The organism is Sandarakinorhabdus sp., assembly GCF_040398645.1.
GTDB lineage: Bacteria > Pseudomonadota > Alphaproteobacteria > Sphingomonadales > Sphingomonadaceae > Sandarakinorhabdus.
In genome coordinates, this window is record NZ_JBBATR010000010.1 from 1 (window position 1) to 26,538 (window position 26,538).

General features: G+C 64.1%; 25 protein-coding genes and 2 tRNA genes. 12 read left to right on the plus strand and 15 right to left on the minus strand.

The window, feature by feature from the left end; all coding sequences use genetic code 11:
- From ABWP50_RS03840 to panB, 6 genes are all read right to left on the minus strand, one after another.
- The coding region (locus tag ABWP50_RS03840; RefSeq protein ID WP_353216673.1) for a beta strand repeat-containing protein at positions 1-2,825 on the minus strand (2,825 nt) is incomplete at its 3' end.
- A 105-nt stretch (positions 2,826-2,930) separates the two neighbouring features.
- Entirely contained in the window at positions 2,931-3,566 is a 636-nt protein-coding gene (maiA, locus tag ABWP50_RS03845) for a maleylacetoacetate isomerase (RefSeq protein WP_353216674.1), read from the minus strand.
- 134 nt (positions 3,567-3,700) lie between these two features.
- Positions 3,701-5,164: a ribosome biogenesis GTPase Der gene (gene der / locus ABWP50_RS03850; protein ID WP_353216675.1), complete on the minus strand. Its 1,464-nt coding sequence runs from the start codon at positions 5,162-5,164 to the stop codon at positions 3,701-3,703.
- Between the two features lie 76 nt (positions 5,165-5,240).
- Positions 5,241-6,599, minus strand: a complete 1,359-nt coding sequence (locus ABWP50_RS03855) for a PQQ-like beta-propeller repeat protein (protein ID WP_353216676.1) — start codon at positions 6,597-6,599, stop codon at positions 5,241-5,243.
- The gene (locus tag ABWP50_RS03860) at positions 6,596-7,363 is read right to left on the minus strand and encodes a tetratricopeptide repeat protein (protein WP_353216677.1); all 768 of its coding nucleotides are present in this window, start codon (positions 7,361-7,363) and stop codon (positions 6,596-6,598) included. The genes ABWP50_RS03855 and ABWP50_RS03860 overlap by 4 nt, the downstream gene beginning before the upstream one ends.
- A 123-nt stretch (positions 7,364-7,486) precedes the next feature.
- Complete coding sequence (gene panB / locus ABWP50_RS03865; RefSeq protein WP_353216678.1) at positions 7,487-8,350, minus strand: 3-methyl-2-oxobutanoate hydroxymethyltransferase; 864 nt, start codon at positions 8,348-8,350, stop codon at positions 7,487-7,489.
- A gap of 199 nt (positions 8,351-8,549) precedes the next feature.
- Between panB and ABWP50_RS03870 the strand changes: the two genes are divergently transcribed.
- Entirely contained in the window at positions 8,550-10,013 is a 1,464-nt protein-coding gene (locus tag ABWP50_RS03870) for an MFS transporter (protein ID WP_353216679.1), read from the plus strand.
- Positions 10,014-10,040: 27 nt separating this feature from the next.
- Here ABWP50_RS03870 and ABWP50_RS03875 read toward each other — a convergent pair whose 3' ends face one another.
- Both ABWP50_RS03875 and ABWP50_RS03880 read right to left on the minus strand, forming a co-directional pair.
- Complete coding sequence (locus ABWP50_RS03875; RefSeq protein WP_353216680.1) at positions 10,041-10,448, minus strand: EVE domain-containing protein; 408 nt, start codon at positions 10,446-10,448, stop codon at positions 10,041-10,043.
- Between the two features lies 1 nt (position 10,449).
- A complete protein-coding gene (locus ABWP50_RS03880) occupies positions 10,450-10,806 on the minus strand; it encodes an arsenate reductase (protein WP_353216681.1) in 357 nt (118 codons plus the stop codon).
- A 209-nt stretch (positions 10,807-11,015) separates the two neighbouring features.
- Between ABWP50_RS03880 and ABWP50_RS03885 the strand changes: the two genes are divergently transcribed.
- Both ABWP50_RS03885 and ABWP50_RS03890 read left to right on the plus strand, forming a co-directional pair.
- Positions 11,016-12,536, plus strand: coding sequence for an FAD-binding domain-containing protein (locus ABWP50_RS03885; protein WP_353216682.1), 1,521 nt, complete (start codon positions 11,016-11,018; stop codon positions 12,534-12,536).
- Entirely contained in the window at positions 12,533-13,009 is a 477-nt protein-coding gene (locus tag ABWP50_RS03890; protein WP_353216683.1) for a GreA/GreB family elongation factor, read from the plus strand. The genes ABWP50_RS03885 and ABWP50_RS03890 overlap by 4 nt, the downstream gene beginning before the upstream one ends.
- Before the next feature lie 8 nt (positions 13,010-13,017).
- Here the strand turns inward: ABWP50_RS03890 and ABWP50_RS03895 are convergent, their stop codons facing one another.
- From ABWP50_RS03895 to ABWP50_RS03915, 5 genes are all read right to left on the minus strand, one after another.
- Positions 13,018-14,331, minus strand: a complete 1,314-nt coding sequence (locus tag ABWP50_RS03895) for an amino acid permease (protein WP_353216684.1) — start codon at positions 14,329-14,331, stop codon at positions 13,018-13,020.
- Positions 14,332-14,352: 21 nt separating this feature from the next.
- Complete coding sequence (gene guaA / locus ABWP50_RS03900) at positions 14,353-15,909, minus strand: glutamine-hydrolyzing GMP synthase (protein ID WP_353216685.1); 1,557 nt, start codon at positions 15,907-15,909, stop codon at positions 14,353-14,355.
- Positions 15,910-15,930: 21 nt separating this feature from the next.
- Positions 15,931-16,371, minus strand: a complete 441-nt coding sequence (locus ABWP50_RS03905) for an acyl-CoA thioesterase (RefSeq protein ID WP_353216686.1) — start codon at positions 16,369-16,371, stop codon at positions 15,931-15,933.
- Between the two features lie 86 nt (positions 16,372-16,457).
- Positions 16,458-16,533, minus strand: a tRNA-Ala gene (locus ABWP50_RS03910).
- A gap of 121 nt (positions 16,534-16,654) precedes the next feature.
- Positions 16,655-16,975 (minus strand): FYDLN acid domain-containing protein, encoded by a 321-nt coding sequence (locus tag ABWP50_RS03915; protein WP_353216687.1) that lies wholly within the window; start codon positions 16,973-16,975, stop codon positions 16,655-16,657.
- Positions 16,976-17,098: 123 nt separating this feature from the next.
- Between ABWP50_RS03915 and aroA the strand changes: the two genes are divergently transcribed.
- Entirely contained in the window at positions 17,099-18,454 is a 1,356-nt protein-coding gene (aroA, locus tag ABWP50_RS03920; RefSeq protein WP_353216688.1) for a 3-phosphoshikimate 1-carboxyvinyltransferase, read from the plus strand.
- On the opposite strand, the gene wecB is transcribed toward aroA, so the two are convergent.
- Entirely contained in the window at positions 18,348-19,553 is a 1,206-nt protein-coding gene (gene wecB, locus ABWP50_RS03925; RefSeq protein WP_353216689.1) for a non-hydrolyzing UDP-N-acetylglucosamine 2-epimerase, read from the minus strand. The genes aroA and wecB overlap by 107 nt on opposite strands.
- Positions 19,550-19,816, minus strand: coding sequence for a hypothetical protein (locus ABWP50_RS03930; RefSeq protein ID WP_353216690.1), 267 nt, complete (start codon positions 19,814-19,816; stop codon positions 19,550-19,552). Before ABWP50_RS03930 ends, wecB begins: the two co-directional genes overlap by 4 nt.
- Between ABWP50_RS03930 and ABWP50_RS03935 the strand changes: the two genes are divergently transcribed.
- From ABWP50_RS03935 to ABWP50_RS03970, 8 genes are all read left to right on the plus strand, one after another.
- Complete coding sequence (locus tag ABWP50_RS03935; RefSeq protein ID WP_353216691.1) at positions 19,815-20,678, plus strand: sterol desaturase family protein; 864 nt, start codon at positions 19,815-19,817, stop codon at positions 20,676-20,678. The two genes, ABWP50_RS03930 and ABWP50_RS03935, sit on opposite strands and share 2 nt — an antisense overlap.
- Before the next feature lie 67 nt (positions 20,679-20,745).
- Positions 20,746-21,411 carry a (d)CMP kinase gene (gene cmk / locus ABWP50_RS03940; RefSeq protein ID WP_353216692.1) on the plus strand — a complete coding sequence of 222 codons (666 nt, stop codon included), beginning with the start codon at positions 20,746-20,748 and terminating at the stop codon, positions 21,409-21,411.
- A 193-nt stretch (positions 21,412-21,604) separates the two neighbouring features.
- Complete coding sequence (gene rpsA, locus ABWP50_RS03945) at positions 21,605-23,326, plus strand: 30S ribosomal protein S1 (protein WP_353216693.1); 1,722 nt, start codon at positions 21,605-21,607, stop codon at positions 23,324-23,326.
- A 197-nt stretch (positions 23,327-23,523) separates the two neighbouring features.
- Positions 23,524-23,802 carry an integration host factor subunit beta gene (gene ihfB / locus ABWP50_RS03950; protein WP_353216694.1) on the plus strand — a complete coding sequence of 93 codons (279 nt, stop codon included), beginning with the start codon at positions 23,524-23,526 and terminating at the stop codon, positions 23,800-23,802.
- 74 nt (positions 23,803-23,876) lie between these two features.
- Positions 23,877-23,962: transfer RNA gene (locus tag ABWP50_RS03955), tRNA-Leu, on the plus strand.
- Between the two features lie 236 nt (positions 23,963-24,198).
- On the plus strand, positions 24,199-24,855 hold the full coding sequence (locus tag ABWP50_RS03960) for a Tim44/TimA family putative adaptor protein (protein ID WP_353216695.1): 657 nt from the start codon (positions 24,199-24,201) through the stop codon (positions 24,853-24,855).
- 26 nt (positions 24,856-24,881) lie between these two features.
- Positions 24,882-26,081: a murein transglycosylase A gene (mltA, locus tag ABWP50_RS03965; RefSeq protein WP_502950971.1), complete on the plus strand. Its 1,200-nt coding sequence runs from the start codon at positions 24,882-24,884 to the stop codon at positions 26,079-26,081.
- 113 nt (positions 26,082-26,194) lie between these two features.
- A partial coding sequence (locus ABWP50_RS03970; RefSeq protein WP_353216697.1) for a Smr/MutS family protein occupies positions 26,195-26,538 on the plus strand: 344 nt, incomplete at its 3' end.

Genomic DNA, 26,538 nt, shown 5'->3' on the forward strand with positions numbered 1-26,538 from the left:
CCCGCAAGCACGATCGCATTGCCCACGTTCACACCGTTGACCAGGATCAGCCCATCGGTGCCAGCCGCAGCGTTCACGATATTGGCGATGTTGCCAAAGGCCGTGCTCGAGCCGACGACGATCTGACCGGCATCGAACGCGAAATTGCCGGTGAAATTGTTGTTGCCCGACAAGGTCAACTGGCCGGCACCGGTCTTCTGAATGCCGCCACTGCCCGAAATGGTGTTGATCAGGCCGAGGGACGCGTCCGTGTCGATGGTGACGCCGCCGGTCACGGCAATGGTGTTGTTCAGGGTAACGGGCACCAATACTGTGCCCAGCGTGGTGCCAGCTGACATCGTCAGGCCATCGGGGCCAAGCGCATCATCGTTGGCGACATTGATGCGGCCAGCCGTCAGCAACGTGGTGCTGTAGGTGTTGGCGCCGCCCAGCGTCAGCGTGCCGTTGCCGGTCTTGGTCAGGGATGTCCCCGCCAGCTCGGCATTGATCGTGGCGGTCACGCCAGTGGCAACGTTGATCGTCGCGGTGGTGCCATCAAGTGTTTGTGCTGACAGCGGATTGAGGGTGTAGCCGTCCGTTTCGAAGTTGAGCGATTCGTACAGGAACGAATCGGACAGCGTGACAACACCGCCCGCACCGCGGAAAAACCCATTGCTCAAGGTGAGCTGGTTGCCCCAGGCAACAGCGGTGTTGCCGTTGACATCGGTCCAGTTGGTGCCGGCCGATGACCATGTGCCAGTGCCGCCATCAACAATATTGTTGGCCAATCCAGCGCCGTCCCAATAGAAATCGGTAACGCCGACAATCAGATCGACAACGCCCGCACCCACGCTGATGCTGCCCGCCAAACCGCCGGGCAAGACATTGAGAGACAGGGTGCCAGTGACAGCACCGCCAAAGGTGAACAAGCGGTACGAACCATTGCCAAAGCCCACAAGGCCATTGACGCTGAGCACGCCGCCAAGATTGAGATCACCCGTCACCACCACGATATCATTTGGCGTGGTGAGCACATTGACGCTGGGAACACCCAGATCGAACCGCGCCGCCGAACCGCCGGCCAGCGTCAAGTTGGTGAAGGTCAGGCGGCCGATTGCATCCGGACCGCCGGCAACATCGCCGGGAGACAATGTCGCGCCGGACGCGATTGTTGTGGTGCCAGCAGTGACCGATCCGGAACCAGCAAAGGTGCCGGCATTGACCGTCACGTCGTTGTGAAGTGCGCCGGTGAGATTCAGCGTGCCAGCCGCAACCGTCACGCCGCCAGACACGATGTTGCGCGTGCCAACCGCAGTTGCAGCGTTGGAAATCGTCAGCACGCCGGCGCCCAGCTTGGTCAAGGCGAGATCGTCGACGCCGGTCACGGCATCACTGAGACGCCCCGAAAGTTCGGCATCAAAACCGCGCGTGTTGATGGTGGCGCTGACCGCGCCCCCGCCGGTGAGATTGGTGACCTGGCGATCAACGGTCAGGCCCGCAGTATGCACGGCGATGCCGGTTCCGCTTGTTTCCAGGCGAATGGACGACGAGTTCGAAATGGCGGTAGCACCGCCGATGCCGAGCACGCCGGATTGCACGCGCGTTGCACCCGTATAGCTGTTGGCGCCGCTGAGCAGCACAGTGCCGTCGCCGCCGGTTGCAGCCAGCACGAGGGTGCGCGTGCCTGCGATGTTGCCCGAGAATTCAAAAACCGTGCCGGCGTCTCCAGCTTCGATGGTCAGGGCAGTCGCACCTGCAACAAAATTGTTGGTGATCGACCTGCCCACCGCAACGTCATTGAGCGCCAGAGTTCCGCCATTGAATGTGACCGCACCCAGGCCAAGCGCCGTGTCTGACCCGATCAGCAAACGCCCGCCGGCGACGGTTGTGCCGCCTGCGTAACTGTTGTTGCCCGTCAGCGCCAAAACGGTGGAGGTCGATTTGTTGAGCACACCGGCGCCAGAAATATTCCCGGCCAACACGAGCGGCGCAATGGGGTTTGGCGTCACCGCCAGATTGGCATCAAGAACGATCGCGTTGTTCAGCGTGACTGAGCCGGCAATGGCAGCCGAAGACAGCGTGGACGCGCCGGTGACGGTGATCGTGCCTGTGCCCAGAACGTTGTTGGCACCAACCGAGATGGTGCCTGCCTGCAGCGTGATCGCCCCAGTGTTGGTGGTCGGCGTTATTGCCGATTTGGTATTCAGGAACGTCTGAGTGCTGCTGCCTTGCTTGACGATGTTCACTTCGCCCTGCAGGCCGCCGTTGAATGTGCGGGTCGAAGTGCCGGATATTGTCAGCGTTGCCGGGCCAGCCGTGCTGGTTACCACCGCGCCGCCTGCGCCAGTTGACTGCAAAAACAACGTGGTCTGGCTGAAGCCATTCAGATCAACCGTGCTGGTCGTGCCCAGCACGCCGCCAATCAACAAATGGCTGTTCGGGGAGAATGCCGTGACCGATCCGGCAAAAACGGTTCCGTTGGATACGCGCAGCCCCGATGTGCCGGCGTAAGTGTTGACGCCCGACAAGGTCAGACTGCCGATGCCGAATTTGTGAATGCTCAACACACCGCCGGAATCGGTGAGATCGCCGCCAAAGGTCAGATTGGCCGCATTGTTGACCTGCAGGACACCGTTGGTGATTTCGGCAGGGTTGTTGGCCGGCGGGCCAGCGAAGTTGGTGACTTGGACAGTAAGCCCGCCCAGATCAAACACCTGCGCCGATGCCGGCACCAAAGCCGTGCCCGCCAATATGGTTGCTGCAACGGACCATCCCAATCGCCGCGCGGTGCGGCGCGAATCGGTGGCAGCGAACAAGGACAAGTTGCCGGAGCGCGATTCGGTCATGGGAAATCCTCGGTAGAATGACGTATGCAGACAAAATAGGTTCTATCCAAATCCTACGCGAATGCAACTGCCTCCATCGTTACCAAAACATGAAATTCTTGACTTTCAGATCGCATCTGGTTGCAATTCGGGACCAGCCGTGATGGCCCAATCCAGGACCGAAATGGCTTTTTCGGCCGCCAGCAAGCCAGGGAAACTATTTAGCGGCAATGCAAAGCGCCGAGCATTGTATAATTGCGGCACCAGCGCCAGATCGGCGATGCTGACACTGTCGCCAATCAAGTGACGGCCACTATATTGGCGCGCCATTACTTCCAGTGCTGTCAGGCCGTCACGCATCCACTGATGCAACCAGCGCGTCACCGCTGCATCATCCTGTTGCATTTCGCTACGCAGCCAGCGCTGCACACGCAAATTGCCGAGCGGATGCACATCAGCGGCCACGATCAGGGCGGCAGCGCGCACGCGGGCGCGGCCGGCGGGATCGGCCGGCAGCAGCGGCGGATCGGGAAACACCTCATCCAGATATTCCATGATCGCCAGGCTCTGGGTCAGCACCAGGCCATCATGCTCCAGCACCGGCACCAGCCCTTGCAGGTTGAGCGCAAGATGGCCGGTGCTGCGCTGCTGCCCCTGCACCAGATTCACGGCAATACTGTCATGGGCCAGGCCCTTGGCCGCCAGCGCCAGCCGCACCCGCCACGCCGCCGTTGATCGCCAATAGCCGTGCAAACGGATCATTGTCGCCCTTTCGTGCAGTGGTGGCCGCCAAAGGGGCTCACGCCGCCACCACAATGGCCCACCCCGCCACCACGATGGCCAGCGCCGCCACCACAATGGCCAACCGCGCGCCACTTAGCCGGCACGGCGCCGCGCTATTTCTTGTGGAACGGGTTGCGGCCACCGCGGAAGCTCAGCCGGATCGGCAGGCCCGAAAAATCCAGATCGGCCGACAGGCTGTTGGTCAGGTAGCGGGTGTAGCTGGCCGGCAGTGCATCGGTGCGATTGCCGAACACCACAAAGGTGGGCGGCCGGGTGGCGACCTGCGTGACATAGCGCAGCTTGACGCGCATGCCGCCCGGCGCCGGCGGCGGGTTGCGGCTGGTTGCCGCTTCAAACCAACGGTTTAGCGCCGATGTCGGCACCCGGCGTGACCAGCGCACCCGCGTAGCAAAGGCCGCTTCGATCAATATGTCCAGGCCGCGGCCGGTGGCACCCGAACAGGTGAGCAAGGGCACGTTCTTCACCTGCGACAGGCCATCGTCCAGCGCCTTGCGCACGCCCTGGAACAATTTGCTCTGATCATGGGCGGCATCCCATTTGTTGAGCGCGATGATCAGCGCCCGCCCTTCGGACAGCACCTTGTCGGCGATGCGCAAATCCTGCGCTTCCAGACCGAGCGTGGCATCAAGCAGCAGCACCACAACCTCAGCAAAATCAATGGCTAGGCCGGTATCGGCAGCGGCCAGCCGTTCGACCTTGTCGATCACCTTGGCCCGCTTGCGCAGCCCGGCGGTATCGATCAGGCGCACGGAGCGCATGGCGCCATCGCGGTCCGGCCATTCCCATTCGATGGCAATCGAATCGCGCGTAATCCCGGCTTCTGGGCCGGTGACCAGGCGCTGTTCGCCAAGCAAGCGATTGATCAGCGTGGATTTTCCGGCATTAGGCCGGCCGACGATGGCCAGCTTGAGTGGCCCGGCGGGCGTGGTATCGATTTCGGCATCGTCATCGTCCGGCGTGTCGTCCGAAATATCATCAGCATCATCAGCGTCATCGGCATCATCGGCATCGGGCGCTTGCGGCCGTTCGGGCTCCAGGAACGGTTGCAGCGCCGCATAGAGATCGGCAAGGCCGAGCCCGTGTTCGGCCGACATGCCGATCGGCTCACCAAGACCGAGCGAATGGCCTTCGTTCAAGCCGGCTTCGGCGGCCATGCCTTCGGCCTTGTTGGCCACCAGCACCAGCGGCACGCCGCGCCGGCGCAGCCAGGCTGCGAATTGTTCATCGATCGGCGTCACCCCCGCCCGGGCATCGTACACCAGCAGCGCCACAGTGGCGCGGCTGACAGCGGCTTCGGTTTGGGCGCGCATCCGGGCGGATAACGCGTCTTCATTGCCTTCATCGAAGCCGGCGGTATCCACAGCCACGAAAAACAGATCGAACAGGTTGGCAGCGCCCTCCCGCCGATCCCTGGTCACGCCCGGTTGATCGTCCACCAGCGCCAGCCGGCGGCCTACCAGCCGGTTGAACAGCGTGGATTTTCCCACATTGGGCCGGCCCACAATGGCCACACGCGGGGCATCGGCCGGCAGATCGAGTATATTGCCTACATTCATCGCCAGCGCCTTACCAGCGCACCGGGCAATAAGCGAGGGCCGGCCAGATCAGCAATCAACGGTCAGCATAAAACCGTCAGCGATACGCGGTCACCGTGCCATCATCGGTGAGGACATACAGGACATTGCCCGCCACCACCGGCGGCAAATAGGCTGCGGCCTTCAGGCGGATGGTTTGCAGCCGTTTGCCTTCGTAGGGATCAACGGCGACCAATTCGCGGTTTGATCCGACAATCCACAATCGCTCACCGGCCAGCACCGGCCCCGCCCAGATGATCGGATCCTTTTTCTTCTTGGGCTTGCGATATTGATCGAAGCGGCTGATCCAGCGCAACTTGCCTTCGCTGCGGGTAATGCACAGCACTTCGCCATCGACCGTAACGATGAACAAAAATTCGCCGGCCGCCCACGGCGTCGAAAGCCCGGCAAAGTTCCGTTCCCAGGCGCGCTGCCCGGTCGCCAGTTCCAGCGCCACCATGCGGCCGCCATGGCCGATGGCAAACACCCGGCCGCGATCGATCACCGGCGATCCGTCGATATCAGCCAGCGCCGCCATCGCCGTCGATCGCCCGGTGCGCGCCAATTGATCCTGCCACAGGCTGCGGCCATTTTCGGTGCGCAGCGCATTCAATTCGCCCGAACAAAAGCCCACCACCACCGTGTCCAGCAGGATTGCCGGCGTGCCGCTGCCCAGGATACAGGCCACTTCAACGGTGCCGGCCACGGTCCACGACAAATCGCCGGTGGCGCCGTCCAGCGCGTGCACCTGATTGTCCTGCGACAGGAAAAACACCCGCGTGCCGGCCACCGCTGGCGCGCCGCGCAGCGGCTGCACTAGCGCCCGCGTCCACAATTGTTTGCCAGTTGCCGCATCAAACGCGGCCGCCACGCCGTAGCCGGTGGCGGCATAAACGCGGCCATCGCCGTAGGACACGCCGCCGCCAAACGCCGGCCGGCTGCTGCGTTTGGGCAGGCGGACCTCGGCTTGCCACAGCAACTGGCCGGTGGTGGCATCAAATGCGCGCACTTCGCCGGCGGTATCCATGGTGAACACCTTGCCGCCGCCCACCACCGGCGCGGCATTCAGCCGGGCCGTGGCGCTGCTGCCCTTGCCGATCTTGGCCTGCCATAGCTGCACCGGCGTTTCGGACAGCGCGAAATGGCCGCCGGCCTTTGCTGCCGATCCGCCCGGCTGCGCCCAATCCGCATTGGCCACAGGTGCCGGCAACACCACAGCGGTGTCTTTGAGATCCGCTTCGGCTTCGGCCCGGGTTTCAAAGCTCAGGATCGGAATCCGTTCGCCCAGCGTGGGGGTGCGCGGGCCAGCGCTCTTCTTGAAGATACCGCAGCCAGCCAGCGCGGCGCAGGCCAACAACAGGATCGCCAGCGACCGCATGGTGGCCAAACCAGTGCGAGGGGCCTGCGTATCGATCATTCGGCTTGTCCTCCCTGGGGCGTGCCTGCTGCTGGCGGTCTCGCACCATCATCGGTTTCGCTGGGCAGGCCCAACGATGAAATATCGACACCGGCAGCAATCGCCAGTTGCGCCGCGCGGGTGCGCAGCGACGGGCTCGCCTGTTCGTCCTTCACCAACGCCACCAATATCGGCTTGGCCGCTTCGGCCTGCCCGGCCCGCATGTGCGCGACAGCAACCAGCTCGCCGGCCACGCCAAACCAGGCATTGCCGGGCACCGCCAGCGGCTTCAGCTTGGCCACCACATCGGCAGGGCGCATCTGATCAAATCCGGTGCGCACCGCCTTGATCAGCGCCGCATCGCGCAGCGGCTGCGGCAGGGCGGCATCATTGGCCACCGCTTCGTACAGGCCGCGCGCCTTGGCCTTGTCACCGCCGGCCAGCGCATCATTGGCCAGCACCATGCGCGCCAGGCCCGCATAAGCGCCGGGGCCATCGCGCGTCATCGCATCAAGCACCGGGCGGGCGCGGGCGCCATCGCCCACTTCCAGCTGCTCCATGGCGCGCGATAGCGACGCGCCAGCCACGCCAGCGGCCTTGGCCTGCTCATCCTGCCAGAACAACCAACCGGCCAGGCCCGCCAGCCCGAGCAGGAGCGCCGCCACCCCCAGCCGGCCAAAGCGCCGCCACAGGCCGATCAATTGCGCGCGGCGATATTCCTCGTCCACCTCGCGCACAAACGCGTTGTCAGGGGCATTATCGGGTTCGGCTGGCGTGTTGGCCAAGATGACAGACTCCGCTTTGGCTGTGGCGCGGTGCAGTGCCACGGCCGGTCTTGCCGGCGGGTGAATGCCCGACAGCGCCGCAAAGGTAAAGGGCCGCAGCTCATGCCCCTATGCTGGGGGCCATCAGCGATACAATTGCGCATCGCCGGGAAAGCGCCGTTCGCGAACCGCGCCGGCATAACGGCTGGCGGCATCGGAAATCCGCGCCGCCAGATCATCGAACCGCTCGACGAAACGCGGCACCCGTTCGAACATGCCCAGCATATCGTCCACCACCAGCACCTGGCCATCGCAGGCCGGTGAGGCACCGATGCCGATGGTCGGGCAGGCCACCGCCGCCGTGATGTCGCGCGCCAGCGTTTCGACCACGCCTTCCACCACCAGCGCAAAACAGCCGGCATCGGCAACCGCGCGAGCATCATCCAGTATCTTGGCAGCTTCAGCGGCGCTGCGCCCGCGCGCGCCATAGCCGCCCAGCGCGTTCACCGCCTGCGGCGTGAGGCCAACATGCGCCATCACCGGAATGCCGCGTTCCGCCAGGAATTTCACGGTGGGCGCCATCACCGCGCCGCCCTCCAGCTTGACAGCCGCCGCGCCGGTTTCCTGCATCACGCGCGCTGCGGTGCGAAACGCCGCCTGCGGGCTTTCTTCGTAGGAACCGAACGGCAAATCAATCACCACCACAGAGCGATAGCTTCCGCGCACCACCGCTGCGCCGTGCGCGATCATCATGTCCAGTGTTACCTTCACGGTGGTATCCAGGCCATAGATCACCTGCCCCAGCGAATCGCCAACCAGCAGCAGATCACAGTGTGGATCGAGCAGCTGAGCCATCCGCGCGGTGTAGGCGGTGAGCATCACGATCGGCTCCCCGCCCCCATCCTTGGCCTTGCGCCGGGCGATGGCCGGCACGGTCAGGCGGCGCACGGGTTCGGGCACCGGATGGGCGCGGGAAGTGCTGGTGTCGAGGGTGAAGGTTGTGCTCATGGCCGCCATGCTTACGCGCGCCGGCCCGGCAGCTCAACTGGCAGACCCCGGCTGCGCGCGCCGGCTGCGCGCCCTGGTCGCGCGCACCGACCGTGTACAATGCTTTACAATCCCCCAGATCGTGCTGATAGTGCGGAAGTTCTTCGTTATGCAGACCGTGAAATTTCGGCGCACGTGTGGTGGACTTGGGGTGGACAGCATGACGCTTGCAACAGTGGTGCCGGATGGCGCGCCCACGATGCGCACCAAATTGGCCTATGGCCTTGGCGCGGCAGCCTACGGCATCAAGGACGGCGGCTTCAGCTATTTCCTGCTGCTGTTCTACAGCCAGGTGATCGGGCTGGACGCGCGCCTTGTGGGTCTGGCCATCACGATTTCGCTGATGATCGATGCGGTGTGCGATCCGATTGTTGGCTATTGGTCGGACAATCTGCGGTCACGCTGGGGGCGGCGGCATCCGTTCATGTATGCTTCGGCGCTGCCGGTCGCCGCCACGTATTTCCTGATCTGGAATCCGCCGACCGATTGGTCGCAGGCGGCGCTGTTCTGGTATCTGCTGGGCCTGGCGGTGGTGGTGCGCATCGCCATCACCTTTTATGAAATCCCCAGCGCCGCCCTCGCACCGGAACTGGCGACGGATTATGATCATCGCTCATCGCTGCTCGGCTGGCGCTATTATTTCGCTTGGACGGGCGGCAGCGTGATGACTGTGGCGAACTTCACGGTGCTGTTTCCGCTATTTGCAACCGCCGCCATCCCAAATGGCCAGTTCAACCGCGACGCCTATGAGGTCTATGGCATAATCGCGTCGGTGCTGATCTTTGTGGCGATCATCGCTTCGTCGCTGGGCACGCACAGCCGCATCGCCCATCTGCGATTGCCGCCGGCCAAACGCAGCATTACCGTTGGCACCGTCTTTCGCGAAATGTTCGAAACCCTGGCCAATCGCAGCTTTGCCGCCCTGTTCGGTGCCGCCATGCTCGGCGCCGTTGCCACCGGCCTGTCGGCGTCCTTGTCGTTCTATTTCTCGGCCTATTTCTGGGGGTTCTCGCCGGAGCAGATCGGCATCATCACTGCCACCGTGTTCATATCGGCAATCATCGGCGCGGTGATGGCACCGATTGCCACGCGCACCGTCGGCAAGAAACGCGGCGCCATCATCATCGGGCTGATTGCCGGCCTGATTCTGCCGGCTCCGGTCGTGCTGCGCCTGGCTGGCCTGCTGCCGGCCAATGGCGAACCGGCGATCTTCTGGATGGTGCTGATCGTCACCATGATCGACGTCGGCCTGATCATCTGCTTCCAGATCCTGAGCTCGGCGATGCTGGCCGATCTGGTCGAACAGGCCGAACTGAAAACCAGCCGGCGATCAGAAGGCGTGTTCTTCGCCGCCGCCACCTTCATCCGCAAATCGGTGCAAGGCCTGGGCGTCATCGCCGCCAGTTTCGTGCTGACATTGGCGGCCTTCCCCACCGGCGCCCGCCCGGATCAGGTGCCGGAGACCAGCCTGTGGGAATTGGGCATGTGGTATGTGCCGTCGATCCTGACGCTGTGGCTGCTGATGATCGCGGCGATTTCCACCTACAAGCTCAGCCGTGCCGATCACGAGGAAAACCTGCGGCAATTGGCTGCCAAGGACAGTATCGCCATCAAGCCGGTTTGACGGCCCGGCAGTGATAAGCGGCTGCAATCAGGCCGCCGCCATTTCCATCACCACATCCCATTCGTCATCGCTGATCGGCACCACGCTCAGGCGGAACTGGCGGAACATGGCCATGCCGGCCAGCCGCGGCTCGGCCTTCATTTCGGCCAATGTCACGGCACGCGGCATCGGCGCTTTCGGGCCGACCAGCACGGCGGGAAACCGCGCCTTGGGATCGCTGGGATCGATGAAATGCTCGCCCACCACCGCCGCGATGCCCACGATGCACAGGCCTTCGTTGCTGTGGTAGAAGAACAGCTCGTCGCCGATTTTCATGGCGCGCAGATATTGCGCGGCCTGGTTGTTGCGCACGCCGTCCCAAATCGTCTGCCCGTCCTTGTTCAGCTGCTCCCAGCTATATTTGAACGGTTCGGATTTCACCAACCATCGCGCCATCTCAGCCTACCAGCGCCGCTTGCCACTGGTCGGGCTTGAAGCCGATCAGGGCGATACCGCCGCCGTCCTTGGCCGCTTCCACAATCGGCCGCTTGATCATGCTGGGGTTGGCCAGCATCAATTTTATGGCCCTGTCCGCATCCAGCCCGGCCTTGTCGGCATCAGGCAGCGCTTTGAAGGTCGTGCCAGAGCGATTCAGCACCGTCTCCCACCCCCAGCGCGCCACCCAGCGCGCCAGCGCATCGGCGGGCACGCCGGCCTTCTTGTAATCATGAAAATCATGGGCGCGCCCGGCTGCCGCCAGAAACTGGCGGGCCTTTTTCACGGTGTCGCAATTGGGAATGCCATACAGGATCATGCACCCTCAATGCCAAGCCCAGCGCCCGCTGCCAAGCCGCATGCGACATGCCGCCCGCCGAAACGGGGCATGACCGCTGTCCTACGCAGCGGCCTTGCGCTATCTTGCACGTGTTGGATCGGGGAACAATTCAGGCAGGCTTTGTTGGCATTTTTCCTCAAAACCCTAACCTTCGTAACTTTCTTAACATTATTAACCTTTGGCCGCTGATGGATATTGTCTGGTTCAAGCGCGATTTGCGGGTGCATGATCATGCGCCGCTGCACGCTGCTGCCGCCAGCGGGGGCGCCGTGTTGCCGCTGTACATCATCGAACCCGATTATTGGGCGCAGCCAGATGTGAGCGGGCGGCAACTGGCGTTCCTGCTGGAAACATTGATCGATCTGGATCGCAGCCTGATGGCCCGCGGCGCGCGGCTGGTGGTGCGGGTGGGTGATGCGGCCGCCGTGCTGGCTGATCTGCATGCGCAGCACGGCATCAGCGCCGTCCACGCCCACCAGGAAACCGGCAATCTGTGGAGCTATGCCCGCGACAAGGCGGTGCGGCGCTGGGCACGCGCCGCCGGCGTAGCAGTGCACGAAGCGCAGCAACACGGCGTGTGGCGGGCACACGGCAACCGCAATGGCTGGGCGGCGCGCTGGGCCAAGCTGATGACAACGCCGCGCCTGCCCGCCCCGGCCACTATCCGCATGGCCGATGTTGCCGGCGACTACTTGCCTGATGCCTCGGCCTTGGGATTGCCCCCCGATACCTGTGCCCGCCAGATCGGCGGGCGGCGCGCCGCGCTGGCGGTGCTGCGCAGCTTTCTGAACAGCCGCGGGCGGCCGTATCGCGCCGCGATGTCAGCGCCTGGCAGCGGCGCCGATCATTGTTCGCGCCTGTCCCCGTATCTGGCGCTGGGCAGTGTTTCGATGCGCGAAGCCTATCAGGCCGCAATGGCCGCGCGCACGCGCTGGCAGGATGCCGGCGATGCGGCGTTCACCCGGTCGATTGAGTCCTTCATCAGCCGGCTGCATTGGCACTGCCATTTCATCCAGAAGCTGGAGGACGCCCCCTGGCTGGAGGCGCGCTGCCTGCACCCGGCCTATCAGGGCCTGCCCGATCATGATCCGGCCCGGCTGGCGGCGTGGGCGGCGGGCCGCACCGGCTGGCCGTTTGTGGATGCGTGCATGCGCAGCCTGGCCGCCACCGGCTGGCTGAATTTTCGTATGCGCGCCATGGTGATGGCGGTGGCCAGCTATCATCTGCGGCTGGATTGGCGGCACAGCGGCGCCGTGCTGGCGCGGATGTTCACCGATTATGAACCGGGCATCCATTGGGCGCAGGTGCAGATGCAATCGGGCACCACCGGCACCAATATTCCGCGCATCTACAATCCCATCAAGCAAGGCCATGATCAGGATCCCGATGGCCGCTTCGTCCGGCGCTGGCTGCCGGAACTGGCCGCAGTGCCGGATGCGCTGCTGCATCAGCCGTGGCTGGCGGATGCGGCGCTGCGCGGCGATTATCCGTTGCCGCTGGTCGATCATGAACAGGCGGCGCGGGATGCCAAGAACGCCATTTCGGCCATCCGCCGCGATCCGGCCCATGCCGGGCCGGCGCGCGCCATCATCACCAAACACGGCAGCCGCAAGGCCGGCCTGCCCAGCACGGAACGTCGCCGCGTCGCCGCTGCAAAGCGCAAGCCAGAGCCAGCGCCAGCGCCAGCGCAGGGCGCGCTTGATCTGTGAGCGAGGGCAACCCGATCACGCCGGCCGGCATGGCCGCCCTGCGCGCCCGCTATGATCATCTGCTGCACGGCGAACGGCCACCGATCGTCGAAGTGGTGCGCTGGGCCGCGGGCAATGGCGATCGATCCGAAAACGGCGATTATATCTATGGCCGCAAGCGCCTGCGCGAGATTGACCGCGAGCTGGGCCATCTGGCCAAGCGCATGGCCGCGGCCCGGGTGATCGATCCCGCCGCGCAGACCGAACGCGCCGCCGTGGTGTTTGGCTGCACCGCCGAAATTGCCGATGAGGACGACCATCGCCGCACCGTCACGCTGGTCGGCGATGATGAGCAGGATGTTGCGGCCGGCCGCATCGGCTGGAGCGCGCCCATCGCCCGTGCCTTGCGCGGTGCACGGGTTGGCGATGTGCGGGTGGTGCGCCTGCCGGGCGGCGAGAAAAGCTGGGAGATCATGGCAATCCGCTGGCCATGACGCCGCTGTCAGCGCCGCCGCGTCACCGCTGCTGCCGCCAGCACTGCCGCCAGACAGCCCAGGCTGGCATAAAGCTGCACCGCCAGATCGGGCGTCGCCGCCATCGCCGCCAGCACGGCCAGCATGGCCGCCACGGCGATATGGCGGCCCCAGCGCAGCAACGGCCCGGTGCCCACACCCTGCCGGATCGCAGCCAGCACCGTGAGCATATAGACAAAGATGATGATTGCCCCAGACGCATTCACCAGAAAGGCAAACACCACGCCGGGCGACAGCACCGATGCCATCACGCTGGCAAAGCCCACCGCCGTGCACGCAATGATCGACCGCGCCGGCACGCCGCGACTGTTGATCTTGATGCTCCAGCGCGGCGCATCGCCATTGGCCGCCAGTGTGAACAAAGCGCGCGACGCGACGTAAATCGCCGAATTCAGGCACGACAGCACCGCGACCAGCACCACGATGTTCATCACCAGCGCCGCGCCCGGTACGCCAACAATCTCCAGCGCGGCAGCAAATGGCGATTGGCCGGGCACCACGCTGCGCCACGGCACGATGCAGACGATCAGGAAGATCGCGCCGATGTAAAATGTGCCGATGCGCACGATCAGGGTGCTGGCCATGTTGGCGACCATGTCGGCCGAATCTTCGGCTTCGGCAGCGGCCATGGTCACGATTTCGGCGCCGACGAGCGCAAAGATCACCGATGTGACCCCGGCCATTACCGCACCCCAACCCATCGGCGCAAAGCCGCCGTCGGCCGTCAGCAGTGCCAGAGCGCCGCCGCCATCGTCCTTGCCCAGCACAAAGGCAGCGCACACCACGATGAACAATATGATCGCCACCACCTTGATGGTGGAAAACCAGAACTCAAATTCGCCAAAATTGCGTGTCGACAGGAGATTCGATCCGGTCATCAGCAGCATCACCGCCAGACCGATCGCCCAAGTTGGCAAATCCACCCATTGGGCAATGATCGCAGCGCCGGCAATGGCTTCGATGCCAATGACGATGGCCCAGAAATACCAATAAAGCCAACCAGCCGTGAAGCCGGCCCAGCGGCCGATGCCGATCCGCGAAAATTCAGTGAAGGCCCCGGCGTGGGGATAGGCCGCCGCCAGCGCCGCAATCACCCGCATCACCAGCAGCACGATGGCCCCCGCCAGGGCGTAGCTGACGATCACCGCCGGCCCGATGCTGGATATCGCGGCGCTGCTGCCAACAAAGAGCCCGGCGCCGATTACGCCGCCCAGCGTGATCATGGTGACATGCCGGCGTTTCAAGGTGCGCGCCAACGCAGGGATTGCGGCAGCTTGGCTCATTTCAGTATCTCCGGCTGGGGATCATTCCCACTCGATGGTGCCGGGCGGTTTGGAGGTGTAATCATATACCACCCGGTTGATGCCCTTCACTTCGTTGACAATGCGCGTGGCGGCGCGGGTCAGGAAGGCGGCTTCGAACGGGTAGACATCGGCGGTCATGCCATCAACGCTCGTCACGGCACGCAGGCCGCACACCCGGTCGTACGTGCGGCCATCGCCCATCACGCCGACCGTGCGCACCGGCAGCAGCACGGCAAAGGCCTGCCAGATTTCATCGTAAAGCCCGGCCTTGCGAATTTCATCGAGATAGACGGCATCGGCCTTGCGCAGCGTGTCGCAGCTATCCTTGGTGACTTCGCCGGGGATGCGGATGGCAAGGCCGGGGCCCGGAAACGGATGGCGGCCGACAAACGCCGCCGGCAGGCCAAGCTCCACACCCAGCCGGCGCACTTCATCCTTGAACAATTCGCGCAGCGGCTCGACCAGCTTCATGTTCATGCGCTCCGGGAGCCCACCGACATTGTGGTGGCTCTTGATGGTCACGCTCGGCCCGCCGGTGAACGACACGCTTTCGATCACATCGGGATAGAGCGTGCCCTGCGCCAGGAAATCCGCGCCGCCGATCTTCTTGGCTTCGGCTTCGAACACTTCGATGAAGGTCTTGCCGATGAACTTGCGCTTGGCTTCTGGATCGGTCACGCCGGCCAGGCCGGACAGGAACAGATCCTCGGCCTCCACATGTACCAGCGGAATATGATAATGTTCGCGGAACAGCGTGACGACTTGGCTTGCCTCACCCAGCCGCATCAGACCATGATCAACGAACACGCAGGTGAGTTGGTCGCCAATGGCTTCGTGGATCAGCACTGCAGCAACCGCCGAATCAACGCCGCCGGACAGCCCGCAGATTACCCGCGCGCTGCCGACCTGCTCGCGAATTTCGGCAATTTTTGAGGCGCGAAAGCCGGCCATCGACCAGCTAGGCACCACGCCGCACACATTGATGACGAAGTTGCTTAGCAGCGCGGCGCCGTCGGCGGTGTGCACCACTTCTGGATGGAACTGCACGCCGTATCGCCGGGCTTCATCATTGGCGATGGCGGCGTAGGGCGCGCCAGCGCTGGTGGCCACGGCGCGAAATCCGGGCGGAATTGCTTCGATACGGTCACCATGGCTCATCCACACGGTCGGCCGGTCTCCCTTGGCCCACACCCCGGCAAAAAAGGCGCAATCATCGACGATGTCGATTTCGGCGCGGCCAAATTCGCGGTGATCTGAAGCGACCACAGCGCCGCCGAGTTGATGGCAGAGCGACTGTTCGCCGTAACAGATGCCGAGCAGCGGCACATCGGCGGCCAGCACGGCATCGGGAATGCGCGGGCCGTTTTCATCGCTGATGTTGGCCGGGCTGCCCGACAGGATCACGCCCTTGGGCTGCATCCGCGCACAAGCCTCACCGCCTTTGGCGAACGGCACGATCTCGCAATAAACCCCAGCTTCGCGAATGCGCCGGGCGATCAGTTGCGTCACCTGGCTGCCGAAATCGAGGATCAGGATGGAATCAGCGGGCGTTGTCATGGAACTGGTCATCCGGGGCGCTTAGGCTGCAGGTGCGTCCGAAGCAACCACCAGCGGCGCAAGCGCGGCGCGCCACGTCTCCGGCAGTGCCAGCGGACGCCGCGTTTCGCGATCAACATAGACATGCACGAAATGCCCTTCCGCTGCCGGCCCCTCGTGACCAGCCGTGAACAGCCCGACCTCCCAGCGCACGCTGCTGTTACCGAGCTTGGCGATACGGATCTGCGCTTCAACGAGATCGGGAAAGGCCACGGCCCGGTGGTATCGGCAGCCGGTTTCCACCACCAGACCGATGGGATTGCCGTGATGGATGTCCAGCAAGCCGGCATCGATCAGCCAGACGTTAACCGCCGTATCGAACCAGCTGTAATAAACCACATTGTTGACATGGCCGTAAGCGTCATTGTCCATCCAGCGGGTCGGGATGGCCCGCATGGCCCGATAATCGCTGCGAATGCTCATCGCGCATGTTTGCCAAGGAAATTGCGCCAGTAAAAGCAAAAAGCCCCGGCACGAGGGCCGAGGCTTTTTATTCCTGACGGGCGAGATGGTGGAGCCTAACGGGATCGAACCGTTGACCTCTACAATGCCATCGTAGCGCTCTCCCAGCTGAGCTAAGGCCCCGCACCGTCTCTCGCCGCGGCCACTGTTTCCAGCAGCATCGGGAGCGGCCGGTTAGGCGATAGCGCAGGGCCTTGCAAGCATTAAATCGCTTGGCCCGCTGCCGCCTGTCCGGCCATCATCCTCAATTATCGTCTTCCTTCTCTTCTGAAACGACGCCCAGATCGTCATCATCGCCCAAATCGACATCACCGTCGGCCTGGCCTGCTTCGATTTCGGTATCCAGGTCCAGATCTTCGTCAACGGCAGCGGCCGGATCTTCACCGGCTGCAACCAGTGGCTTGGCCGCTTCGAACGGGGTGGTCTGCTTGGATTTCAAGATGGGTTCGGGTGCCCATGCAAACCCGCAGGAAATGCAGGCCACGGGATCATCCTTGCCCAGATCATAAAAGCGTGTGTTGCATTTCGGGCAGGCACGCTTGGTGCCCCATTCAGCCTTGACCATATTGACTCCGCGATTTCCGGGCGCCTGACCCAGAAAAACATAGATTGCCAGACGCGGCCGCAGCCCTTCCGGCGAAGCACGGCGCATTGCCACAGCCGGCAAGCCCTGTCAAAGCGCAGCACCATGACAAACAGCATCGGACCTGCCCAACCGTTGAGCCTGTGCGCTGCCGGCCCGCTGAGCGGCGACGTGACGGTGCCTGGCGACAAATCCATCAGTCACCGCGCCATCATGCTCGGTGCCTTGGCGGTGGGCGAAACCCGTATCACCGGCCTGCTGGAAGGCGAGGATGTGCTGGCAACGGCTGACGCCATGCGGGCCATGGGTGCCCGAATCAGCCGAAGTGTTGCCGGCGAGTGGCGGGTGGCTGGCGTTGGTGTCGGCGGGTTGCTGCAGCCGACAACCGCGCTCGATATGGGCAACAGCGGCACCTCCACGCGGCTGCTGATGGGCCTGATTGCCAGCCATCCGATCACGGCGACCTTCATTGGCGATGCCAGCCTGTCCGGCCGGCCGATGGGCCGGGTGATCACGCCGCTGGCCTTGATGGGGGCCAGCATCACGGCCGCGCCGGGGCCAAATGGCCGGCAGACCTTGCCGCTCACCATTACGGGCCTGTGCCCGGCCGTCGCGCTGAATTACACGCTGCCGGTGGCATCGGCGCAGGTGAAATCGGCGGTGCTGTTGGCCGGGCTCAACACGCCGGGCGAAACCACCGTGATCGAGCCGATTGCCACCCGTGACCACAGCGAGCGGATGCTGGCCGGCTTTGGCGCCGATCTGTCGGTGGAAACCACAGCAGCCGGGCGCATCATCACGCTGCGCGGTGAAGCCGAATTGCAGCCGCAGGATATCATCGTGCCCGGCGATCCGTCGTCGGCGGCGTTTCCGATGGTGGCCGCGCTGATCGTGCCGGGCAGCGACATCATCATCCGCAACGTCGGCATCAATCCCACCCGCGCCGGCCTGATCCGGGTGCTGCAGGCCATGGGCGGCAGCATCGTGCTGCTCAACGAACGCAGCGTTGGCGGCGAGCCAGTGGCCGATCTCCATGTCCGCCACAGCGCGCTGACCGGCATCGATGTGCCGCCCGATGGCGCGCCCAGCATGATCGATGAATATCCGATCCTGTTTGTGGCCGCGGCCTGTGCCAGCGGCACCACCACCATGCGGGGCCTCGATGAACTGCGCGTCAAGGAGTCTGATCGCATCGCGGTGATGGCGCACGGCCTGGCCGCGTGCGGGATCGCCTGCGAAGAATTGCCCGATGGCCTGATCGTGCACGGCAGCGGCGGCGACTTGATCCCGGGCGGTGCGACCGTCGCGGCCCAGCTCGATCACCGCATCGCCATGAGCTTTGCCGTGCTCGGCCTCAACGCGCGGCGGCCTGTAACGGTTGATGATGCGCGGCCGATTGCAACCAGCTTTCCGGGCTTTGTGCCGATGCTTCGCCAGCTGGGCGCAACAATACGCAATTGATCAAGCGCGCAGCGTTGCCGATGCCATAGGGCATGGCCGCCTGCCCCATGCGGGCGCGCAAATGCGCATCGCCCAGCACCATGCGCGCCGCGGCCACGATGGCCGCGGTGTCACAACCCACCAGCTGCGCATTGCCGCTCGCCACGCCTTCTGGCCGCTCCGTCACATCACGCAGCACCAGGCAAGGCAGGCCCAGCGCTGGCGCTTCTTCTTGCACGCCGCCCGAATCGGTGAGCGCCAGCGCCGCGCGGCCCATCAGTGCGACAAACGCCGGATAGGCCAGCGGCGGCAGCAGATGCACACCGCTTATCCCGCCCAGTGCCGCCCGCAGCGGGCCTGATACCGCCGGGCTGGGGTGCACCGGCACGATCACTTCGGCCTCATCAGCCAGCGCCGCCAGCGCCGCCAGCACCTGGCCCAGCCGCGCGCCCTGATTTTCGCGGCGATGCACGGTGGCCACGATCCACGGCCGATCCCGCGAAATGTGCGCCGCCGGCGCTGCCGCAGCCGCCGCCAGACCCGGATCGGCAGCCAGCCGCGCCTGCATCAGCAGCAGCGCATCAATGCCGCTGTTGCCGGTGACATGCACGCCGCTGTGCACCCCCTCGGCCGCCAGCGCGGCAGCGGCTGCGGCGGTGGGCGCAAAATGCAGATCGGCCATTTGCGCCACCAGTTTGCGGTGCATTTCTTCGGGATGCGGATCGCTGCTGCCGCTGCGCAGGCCGGCTTCGATGTGGGCCAGCGGCGCGCCGGCATAGCGCGCCGCCAATGCGCCAGCCAGCGTGCTGCTGGTATCGCCCTGCACCACCACCCACGCCGGGCGCTTGCGGCGGATCACATCGGCCAGCATCGGCACCAGCTGCCCGACCTGCTGATCGGGCGTCGGCACCATCACGCCCAGATCAAGATCGGCCTGCAAGCCGAACCCGGCCAGCGCCGCATCAAACAAATCCCGGTGCTGCCCGGTCGCCACCAGAATGGGCGCGTGGCCGCGCGCCATGCCGTCCAGAATGACAGGGGCCAGCTTCACCGCTTCGGGGCGAGTGCCGGCGACGAAAAGGATTGGCGCGGTTGGAGAATCTGGAAGGCCGACTTTCATTGCTCACCTGCAATTTCAACACGACCCGCGTTGAATAAAGCCGATATGTCGCAACCTGGCAACTGCCGCCAGCGCTGGCCGTCGCGGGCCGCCAGCCACACCGAACCAGGCGCACTCGCCGGAAACTGAATACAGCCGCTCGGCTGCGCGCAAAAAACCAGTTTGAAAATCGCTCTTGCTATGGAAAACAAAAATCCGGGATGTTTCAGGGAGTGCCTCTTGACCGTTGCGGCAAAGAAATCGTCGACCACAGCGCGTGACATGATATTCCGCTGGTTCGAGCCGGCGACCGTGGCGGGCATCTTACTGTTTTGGTCGGCGCTGCCCCCTGCGCTTGCCGATGATCCGCTGGTGTTTCTGGGCGTGGTGATGGCAACCCGGGCGATCATATTGGCGCTGGAATTCGTCCATGAACGCCATGCCGGCTGGCGGCTCAACTGGCAGGAATTGCGCACCGATCTCTTCTATCTCGTCCTCGGCACATTCGTGATCCAATATGCCAACAGCAACATCATCGATGCCGGCCTGGCTGCCATCAAGGGCGCGCTGGGGATCACCACCCCGGCGCTGGCGCAGGCACCATTGGCGCTGCAGGCGCTGCTGATCCTGTTCATTGCCGAATTTGGCCAATATTGGCTGCACCGCGCCATGCACAATTGGCGGCCACTGTGGCTGCTGCACGCGCCGCATCACCACGTGACCCAATTGAACACGCTCAAGGGCGGCGTTGGCAATCCTCTGGAATTGCTGCTGGTGTTTGCATCCCTGGCCGCACTGCTCGATTTCTCGCTGCCCGCGCTGTTCTGTGCCGGCCATCTGCTCACCACCATCGCCTGCTTTGCGCACGCCAATGTGCGGTTCAATCCGCCGGCGTGGTATGCTCATGTCTTCACGACCATCGCGCCCCACAGTCTGCACCACAGCGTCGGTTATCAGGCCACCCGCTGCAATTATGCCAATTGCCTGATCATCCTCGATCGCATCTTCGGCACCTTCCGCGCTGGCGAAACCGACACCGTCGGCCAAGGCGACCGCCGCCGGCTGAGCATCCGCGAACAAATGCTGTTCCCGGTGCTGTCGGCGCTGAATGGTGGCAACGCCAGCCCAGGCATCCCGGCGGAGTGACGCTGCCGGGCGCACCTCCTGCCTGATTTGCTTGCCCCTCGCGCGGCCGCCCGCTAACGCCGCAGCCGTGATCACCACCACCCTCGTCATCGCCGTCGATGGCCCGGCCGCCAGCGGCAAGGGCACGATCGCCAAGGCGCTGGCCCAGCATTATGGCCTGCCGTGCATGGACACCGGCAAACTATACCGTGCCTGCGGGCTGGCGGTGCGGCTGGCGGGGCATGATCCTTATGATGAAGCTGCGGCGGCGCAGGCGGCGGCGCTGATGGACCCGGCGCTCCTGACCGATCCCGATCTGATGAGTGCGATCAACAGCGATTATGCCTCTATTGTTTCCAGCCACGCGGCGGTGCGAGCGGCCTTGTTTGATGTGCAGCGGGCGTTTGCGCAGCAGGCGGGCGGCGCGGTGCTGGACGGGCGCGATATCGGCACGGTGATTGCGCCAGACGCGCCGGCCAAGCTGTTTGTGACGGCGGCTCCGGAAATTCGCGCCGCGCGCCGCCATGCCGAGCAAAGTGCGCGCATCAGGGAATCGGGGGGGGCCGCGCACACGTTAGCCGATGTGCTGGCGGATATTCGGGCCCGCGATGCCCGCGATTCCGGGCGCTCCGCGGCGCCGCTGGTGCAGGCGGCTGATGCTGCCTTGCTTGATACCAGCAACCTGACTATAGGCGCGGCAGTTGCAGCGGCAGTTGGCCTGGTTGAACAGGCGGTGCAGCGCAGCAGCCGTTGATCGTCGGCGCCCCGGCAGTTTTCCGCAAAAGACGGGCCTGCGCGGGCGTTTGCGCTTTCCGGCGAATTTCTGAGCGGCTGGCATGGTGCCACCGCGACGGCGATGAACGGCGGGCAATGGTGCTGCGCCGATGGGTTTCGCGATGCATGTTTCCCGCTCGCGCCGGCCCGATATGCAAGGTGACTGACTGCTTATGGCTACTTCTGCCCAGCCGACCCGTGATGATTTTGCGGCGATGCTCGATGCCATGCTTGGCAAGAATCAAAGCTTTGAAGGCCGCGTGGTTCGCGGTGTTGTCACGGCGATCGAAAATGAATTTGCTGTCATCGATGTCGGCCTCAAGAGCGAAGGCCGAATTCCGCTGCGCGAATTTGCCGATCTGGCCGGCAATGTCGAACTGAAGGCTGGCGACGAAGTTGAAGTGTTCGTTGACCGGGTTGAAAACGCCAATGGCGAAGCCATGCTCAGCCGTGACCGCGCCCGCCGCGAAGCCAGCTGGGATGCGCTTGAGAACAAATTTGCTGCCGGTGAGCGGGTTGAAGGCGTGATCTTCGGCCGAGTGAAGGGCGGCTTCACGGTCGATCTTGGCGGCGCTGTCGCGTTTTTGCCCGGTTCGCAGGTTGATATCCGCCCCGTGCGCGATGTGACGCCGCTAATGAACCTGCCGCAACCCTTCCAGGTGCTTAAGATGGACCGCAAGCGCGGCAACATCGTGGTGTCGCGCCGCTCGATCCTCGAAGAATCGCGCGCCGAGGCTCGCACTGGCCTGATCAGCAGCCTGGCTGAAGGCCAGATCGTTGATGGCACCGTGAAGAATATCACCGATTATGGTGCGTTCGTTGATCTGGGCGGCATCGATGGCCTGCTGCATGTCACCGACATGAGCTACAAGCGTGTCAACCACCCATCCGAAGTATTGAACATCGGCGATGTGCTGCGCGTGCAAATCGTGCGCATCAACCGGGAAACCCAGCGCATCAGCCTGGGCATGAAGCAGCTGGAAGCCGATCCGTGGACGACGGCCGCTGCCAAATATGCCGTGGACACCAAGCACACCGGCCGCGTGACCAACATCACCGAATATGGCGCCTTCGTGGAACTGGAAGCCGGCATCGAAGGCTTGGTCCATGTGTCGGAAATGAGCTGGGTGAAGAAGAATGTGCACCCCGGCAAGATTGTTTCGACCAGCCAGGAAGTCGAAGTCATCGTTCTGGAAGTGGACGAAGAAAAGCGCCGCATCAGCCTTGGCCTCAAGCAGGCCCAGCGCAATCCGTGGGAAGTGTTTGCCGAAAGCAATCCTGTCGGCACCATCGTCGAAGGCGAAGTCAAGAACGCCACCGAATTTGGCCTGTTCATCGGGCTGGATGGCGATGTCGATGGCATGGTGCACATGAGCGATATCGCCTGGGGCATGACCGGCGAAGGCGCCCTGTCGCGTCACCACAAGGGCGAGCGGGTTTCGGCGCGCGTGCTGGAAGTGGACATCGAAAAGGAACGCATCAGCCTTGGCATCAAGCAGCTTGATGAAACCGCGCCCGGCCCGGTCGTGCGCAACAACACCGGCGCTGATTGGAAGAAGAACGATGTGGTTACCGCCACGGTTGTTGCAGCCCGCGATGGAGGCCTGGATGTGCAGATCGGTGAAGATGGCCCAGTGGTGTTCATCAAGCGCGGCGATCTGAGCCGTGACCGTGACGACCAGAAAGCCGAACGCTTCCAGCCCGGCCAGAAGGTCGACACCATGGTCGTTGGCTTTGAAAAGGGCCGCAAGCCGATGCTGAGCATCCGCGCCTTGCAGATCAACGAGGAAAAGGAAGCCGTTGCGCAGTTCGGCACATCGGATTCGGGTGCAACCCTGGGCAACATCCTCGGCGCTGCGTTCAACAAGGCCCGCGAGGACGCTGAAAAGAGCTGACCGCGCTGGTTAACCGATTCAAAAAGCGCCTCGGCAGTCACTGCCGGGGCGTTTTTTTCATTTTGTGCCGAAGTGCGGACAATTTGTGACGCGAGGGTTGCAATTGCTTGCCAGCGCCACTTGACCGCAAGGCCACTTGGAATAAACTTAATTGAAATCAGGGGCCAAACTGGCCATGCCGAATAAAGGATGCCTGCATGATCCGGTCTGAACTGGTCGCCGTAATCGCCGAGCAAAATCCACATCTGACAATCCGCGATGTCGAGCGCGTGGTGAGCACGATTTTTGATGAGATCACCGATGCCCTGGCTGGTGGTCGCCGGGTTGAATTGCGCGGCTTTGGCGCATTTTCCACCCGCGAGCGTGATGCCCGCACCGGGCGCAACCCGCGCACCGGCGATGCTGTGGCGGTCGATGCCAAACGGGTGCCGTATTTCAAGCCCGGAAAGGAATTGCGTGAGCGCCTGAACGGCTGATTGCCCCGAAGCCTGCAACACCCTGCGCTTGGCAAGCCCACACCCCCGGCCTAAACGCTGGGCAACAGACTATGGTGGGCGTGGCGGAACCGGTAGACGCAGCGGACTTAAAATCCGCTTTCCCATGGAAGTGCGGGTTCGAGTCCCGCCGCCCGCACCATATTTGCTGGCCGCCGAAATCCGGCCGCCCTCCAACCCATCATGCGCGGCTTGGTTGGCTTTGCAGCAACCATTGCTGCAAACGTCGCATTCCCTTGCATTGGCGGCAGGAAACGCCGATTATACGAATCCAGAGGATAACAGGCCCGAATCCCTGTCGTGCTCTCTGGCAATATTTGGCATTCGCGTCGTCTGCCAACAAAACAAAAGGCCATCCTTGGTGGCCGAGGAATGAAAATGTCTGACGACAGTGCCTGGATCGAAATCGTGCTGCTGGCGATGCTTGCCGCGTTCATCGGTCTGCGCCTTGTTTCGGTGCTCGGCAAGCGCACCGGCCAGGAACGGCCGATCGGTGACAACTTTCGTCCGGCGGCCGAAGTCCAGTCTCCGCAGCGCCGGGAGGCTGACCGCCCGCCGCGCGGCCGCCTGGTGCTGCCGGCTGGCACCGATCCCGCCCTGTTGCCCGCGCTGGAAGACATTGCTGGCGCCGACGCTGGCTTTGCCCCGGCAAAATTTCTGGATGGTGCCCGTTCGGCCTATGGGATGATCCTGGGGGCATTCTGGGCCGGCAATTTGGAGCCACTGCACGGGCTGGCAGCCGATGATGTGCAGGACAATCTGGCGGCAGCGATCGAAGCACGCGGCGGCCACAAGCTCGGCAATCGTCTGGTGGCAATTGATGATGCCACCATCAGCGCCGCCGACATGATCGGCAACATGATCGAATTGACCGTTCGCTTCACTGCGCGCGTCGCCGCCCCTGACGGTGAAACCACCAGCCACGATTTGTGGACGTTCAGCCGGCTGGCCGGCAATGCCGATCCGGCCTGGGTGCTGATCGCCACTGACAATGAAGCTGACAGCGGCGATATGCTGCCCGATCACACCGACTGACAGACGGCGCGGGCCGCAGCATGACGCTGACCCTGCGCCACACCGCGGCGCTGTTTGTCTTGTTGCTGCTGGCAGCCTGCGCTGGCAAACGCGATCGCCTGGCGCAGCTGCCGCCGGTTCAGCAACAGCCGGTGATCTCGGAACCAGCTCCCCCGCCGGCTGTTATTAAGCCAAAGCGCGCCGCCGACGCCGTTTTGGCCCGGGCGGCCTTGCCGGCCTTGCCCGATGCGGCCGCTGCGCTTGCGGCGTTCCGCCTGTCCTGCCCGGTGGTGCTGCGCCGCGATGATCTTTCGGGCCTGACTTTGGCTGGCGATTGGCAAGCGGCCTGCGCCGCCGCTGCCTTGACTGCGCCGGATGCAGCCGCAGCGTTTTTCCAGCAACAGTTTGCAGCCATCACCATTGCTGCCGGCAGCGGCTTTGCCACGGGCTATTATGAGCCGGAAATTGCCGCCAGCCTGACCCGCCAGCCGGGATATGAGGTGCCAATATACCGGCGGCCGGCCGATTTGATTGATGTGCCGCTTGGCGATTTCGCCGCCAGCCTGAAGGGCCGAACCGTGCGCGGGCGCGTGGTGGGCAACCGGCTGGTGCCCTATCACGCGCGCATTGATATCAGCGGCGGCGCGCTGGCCGGGCGCGGGCTGGAATTGGCGTGGGCTGCTGATCCCTACGAGGTTTTTTTTCTGGAAATTCAAGGCAGTGGCCGGCTGCGCCTGACGGGCGGCGACATACTGCGCATTGGCTATGATGGCCAGAACGGCCGCGATTATCTGGCCATTGGCCGCTTGCTGATCGAACAGGGCCGGCTGCAGCGCGGCAAGGCCGGCATGGCCGAAATCCTTGGCTGGCTGCGCAGCCATCCGGACGATGCGGCGGCGGTTCTGAACGCCAATGGCTCGAAGATCTTCTTCAGGCTGCTGACCGGCGATGGCCCGATCGGCGCGCTGAATGTTCCCGTGACGCCGCGGGTGAGTGTGGCGGCCGATCCGGCATTCGTGCCGCTCGGCGCGCCGCTGCTGGTGGACACCGTCCTGACGCGCACCGGCGAGCCGTTTGTGGCCCTGATGGTGGCGCAAGACACCGGCGGCGCAATCAAGGGCGCCAACCGCATCGATCTGTTTCTGGGCGCCGGCCCGGATGCTGCGGCCATTGCCGGCGCGCAGGCGGCACCGGCGCAGTTGATCGTGCTGATCCCGGCCAGCGCTGCCAACCGCCTGCTGCCCTGATGCGCCGGTTGACCGCGCATGAGCGGGCCCTGTGGGCGCGGGTTGCGGCTAGCGTGAAGCCGCTGCCGGGGCGGGTCGTGCCAGCAGATGCACCAATTGCCCCCCCAACTGGCATGCCGCCAGCGATTGTGCCGCCCCCTGCCCGCCCGGCCGGCCCCGGCCCGGCCCACCGCACCAAAGCAACGCCAGCCAGGCCAGCGCCCGCCATCGCGGCAAAAGCCAAAGTCGCTCACCCGCTTGGCGCGACGCTGGATGGCAGCTGGGATCGCCAGATCGCGCGCGGCCGGCTGGCACCTGACCGGGTGATTGATCTGCACGGCCACACCGTGGCCACGGCGCACGGCGTGCTGGCCAGCGCGATTCTGGCCGGAGACGGCGCGCGGGTGATCTTGGTGATCACCGGCAAGGGCCGCGCCGATCGCCCCGGCCGCATCCGCACCGAATTGCTGCACTGGCT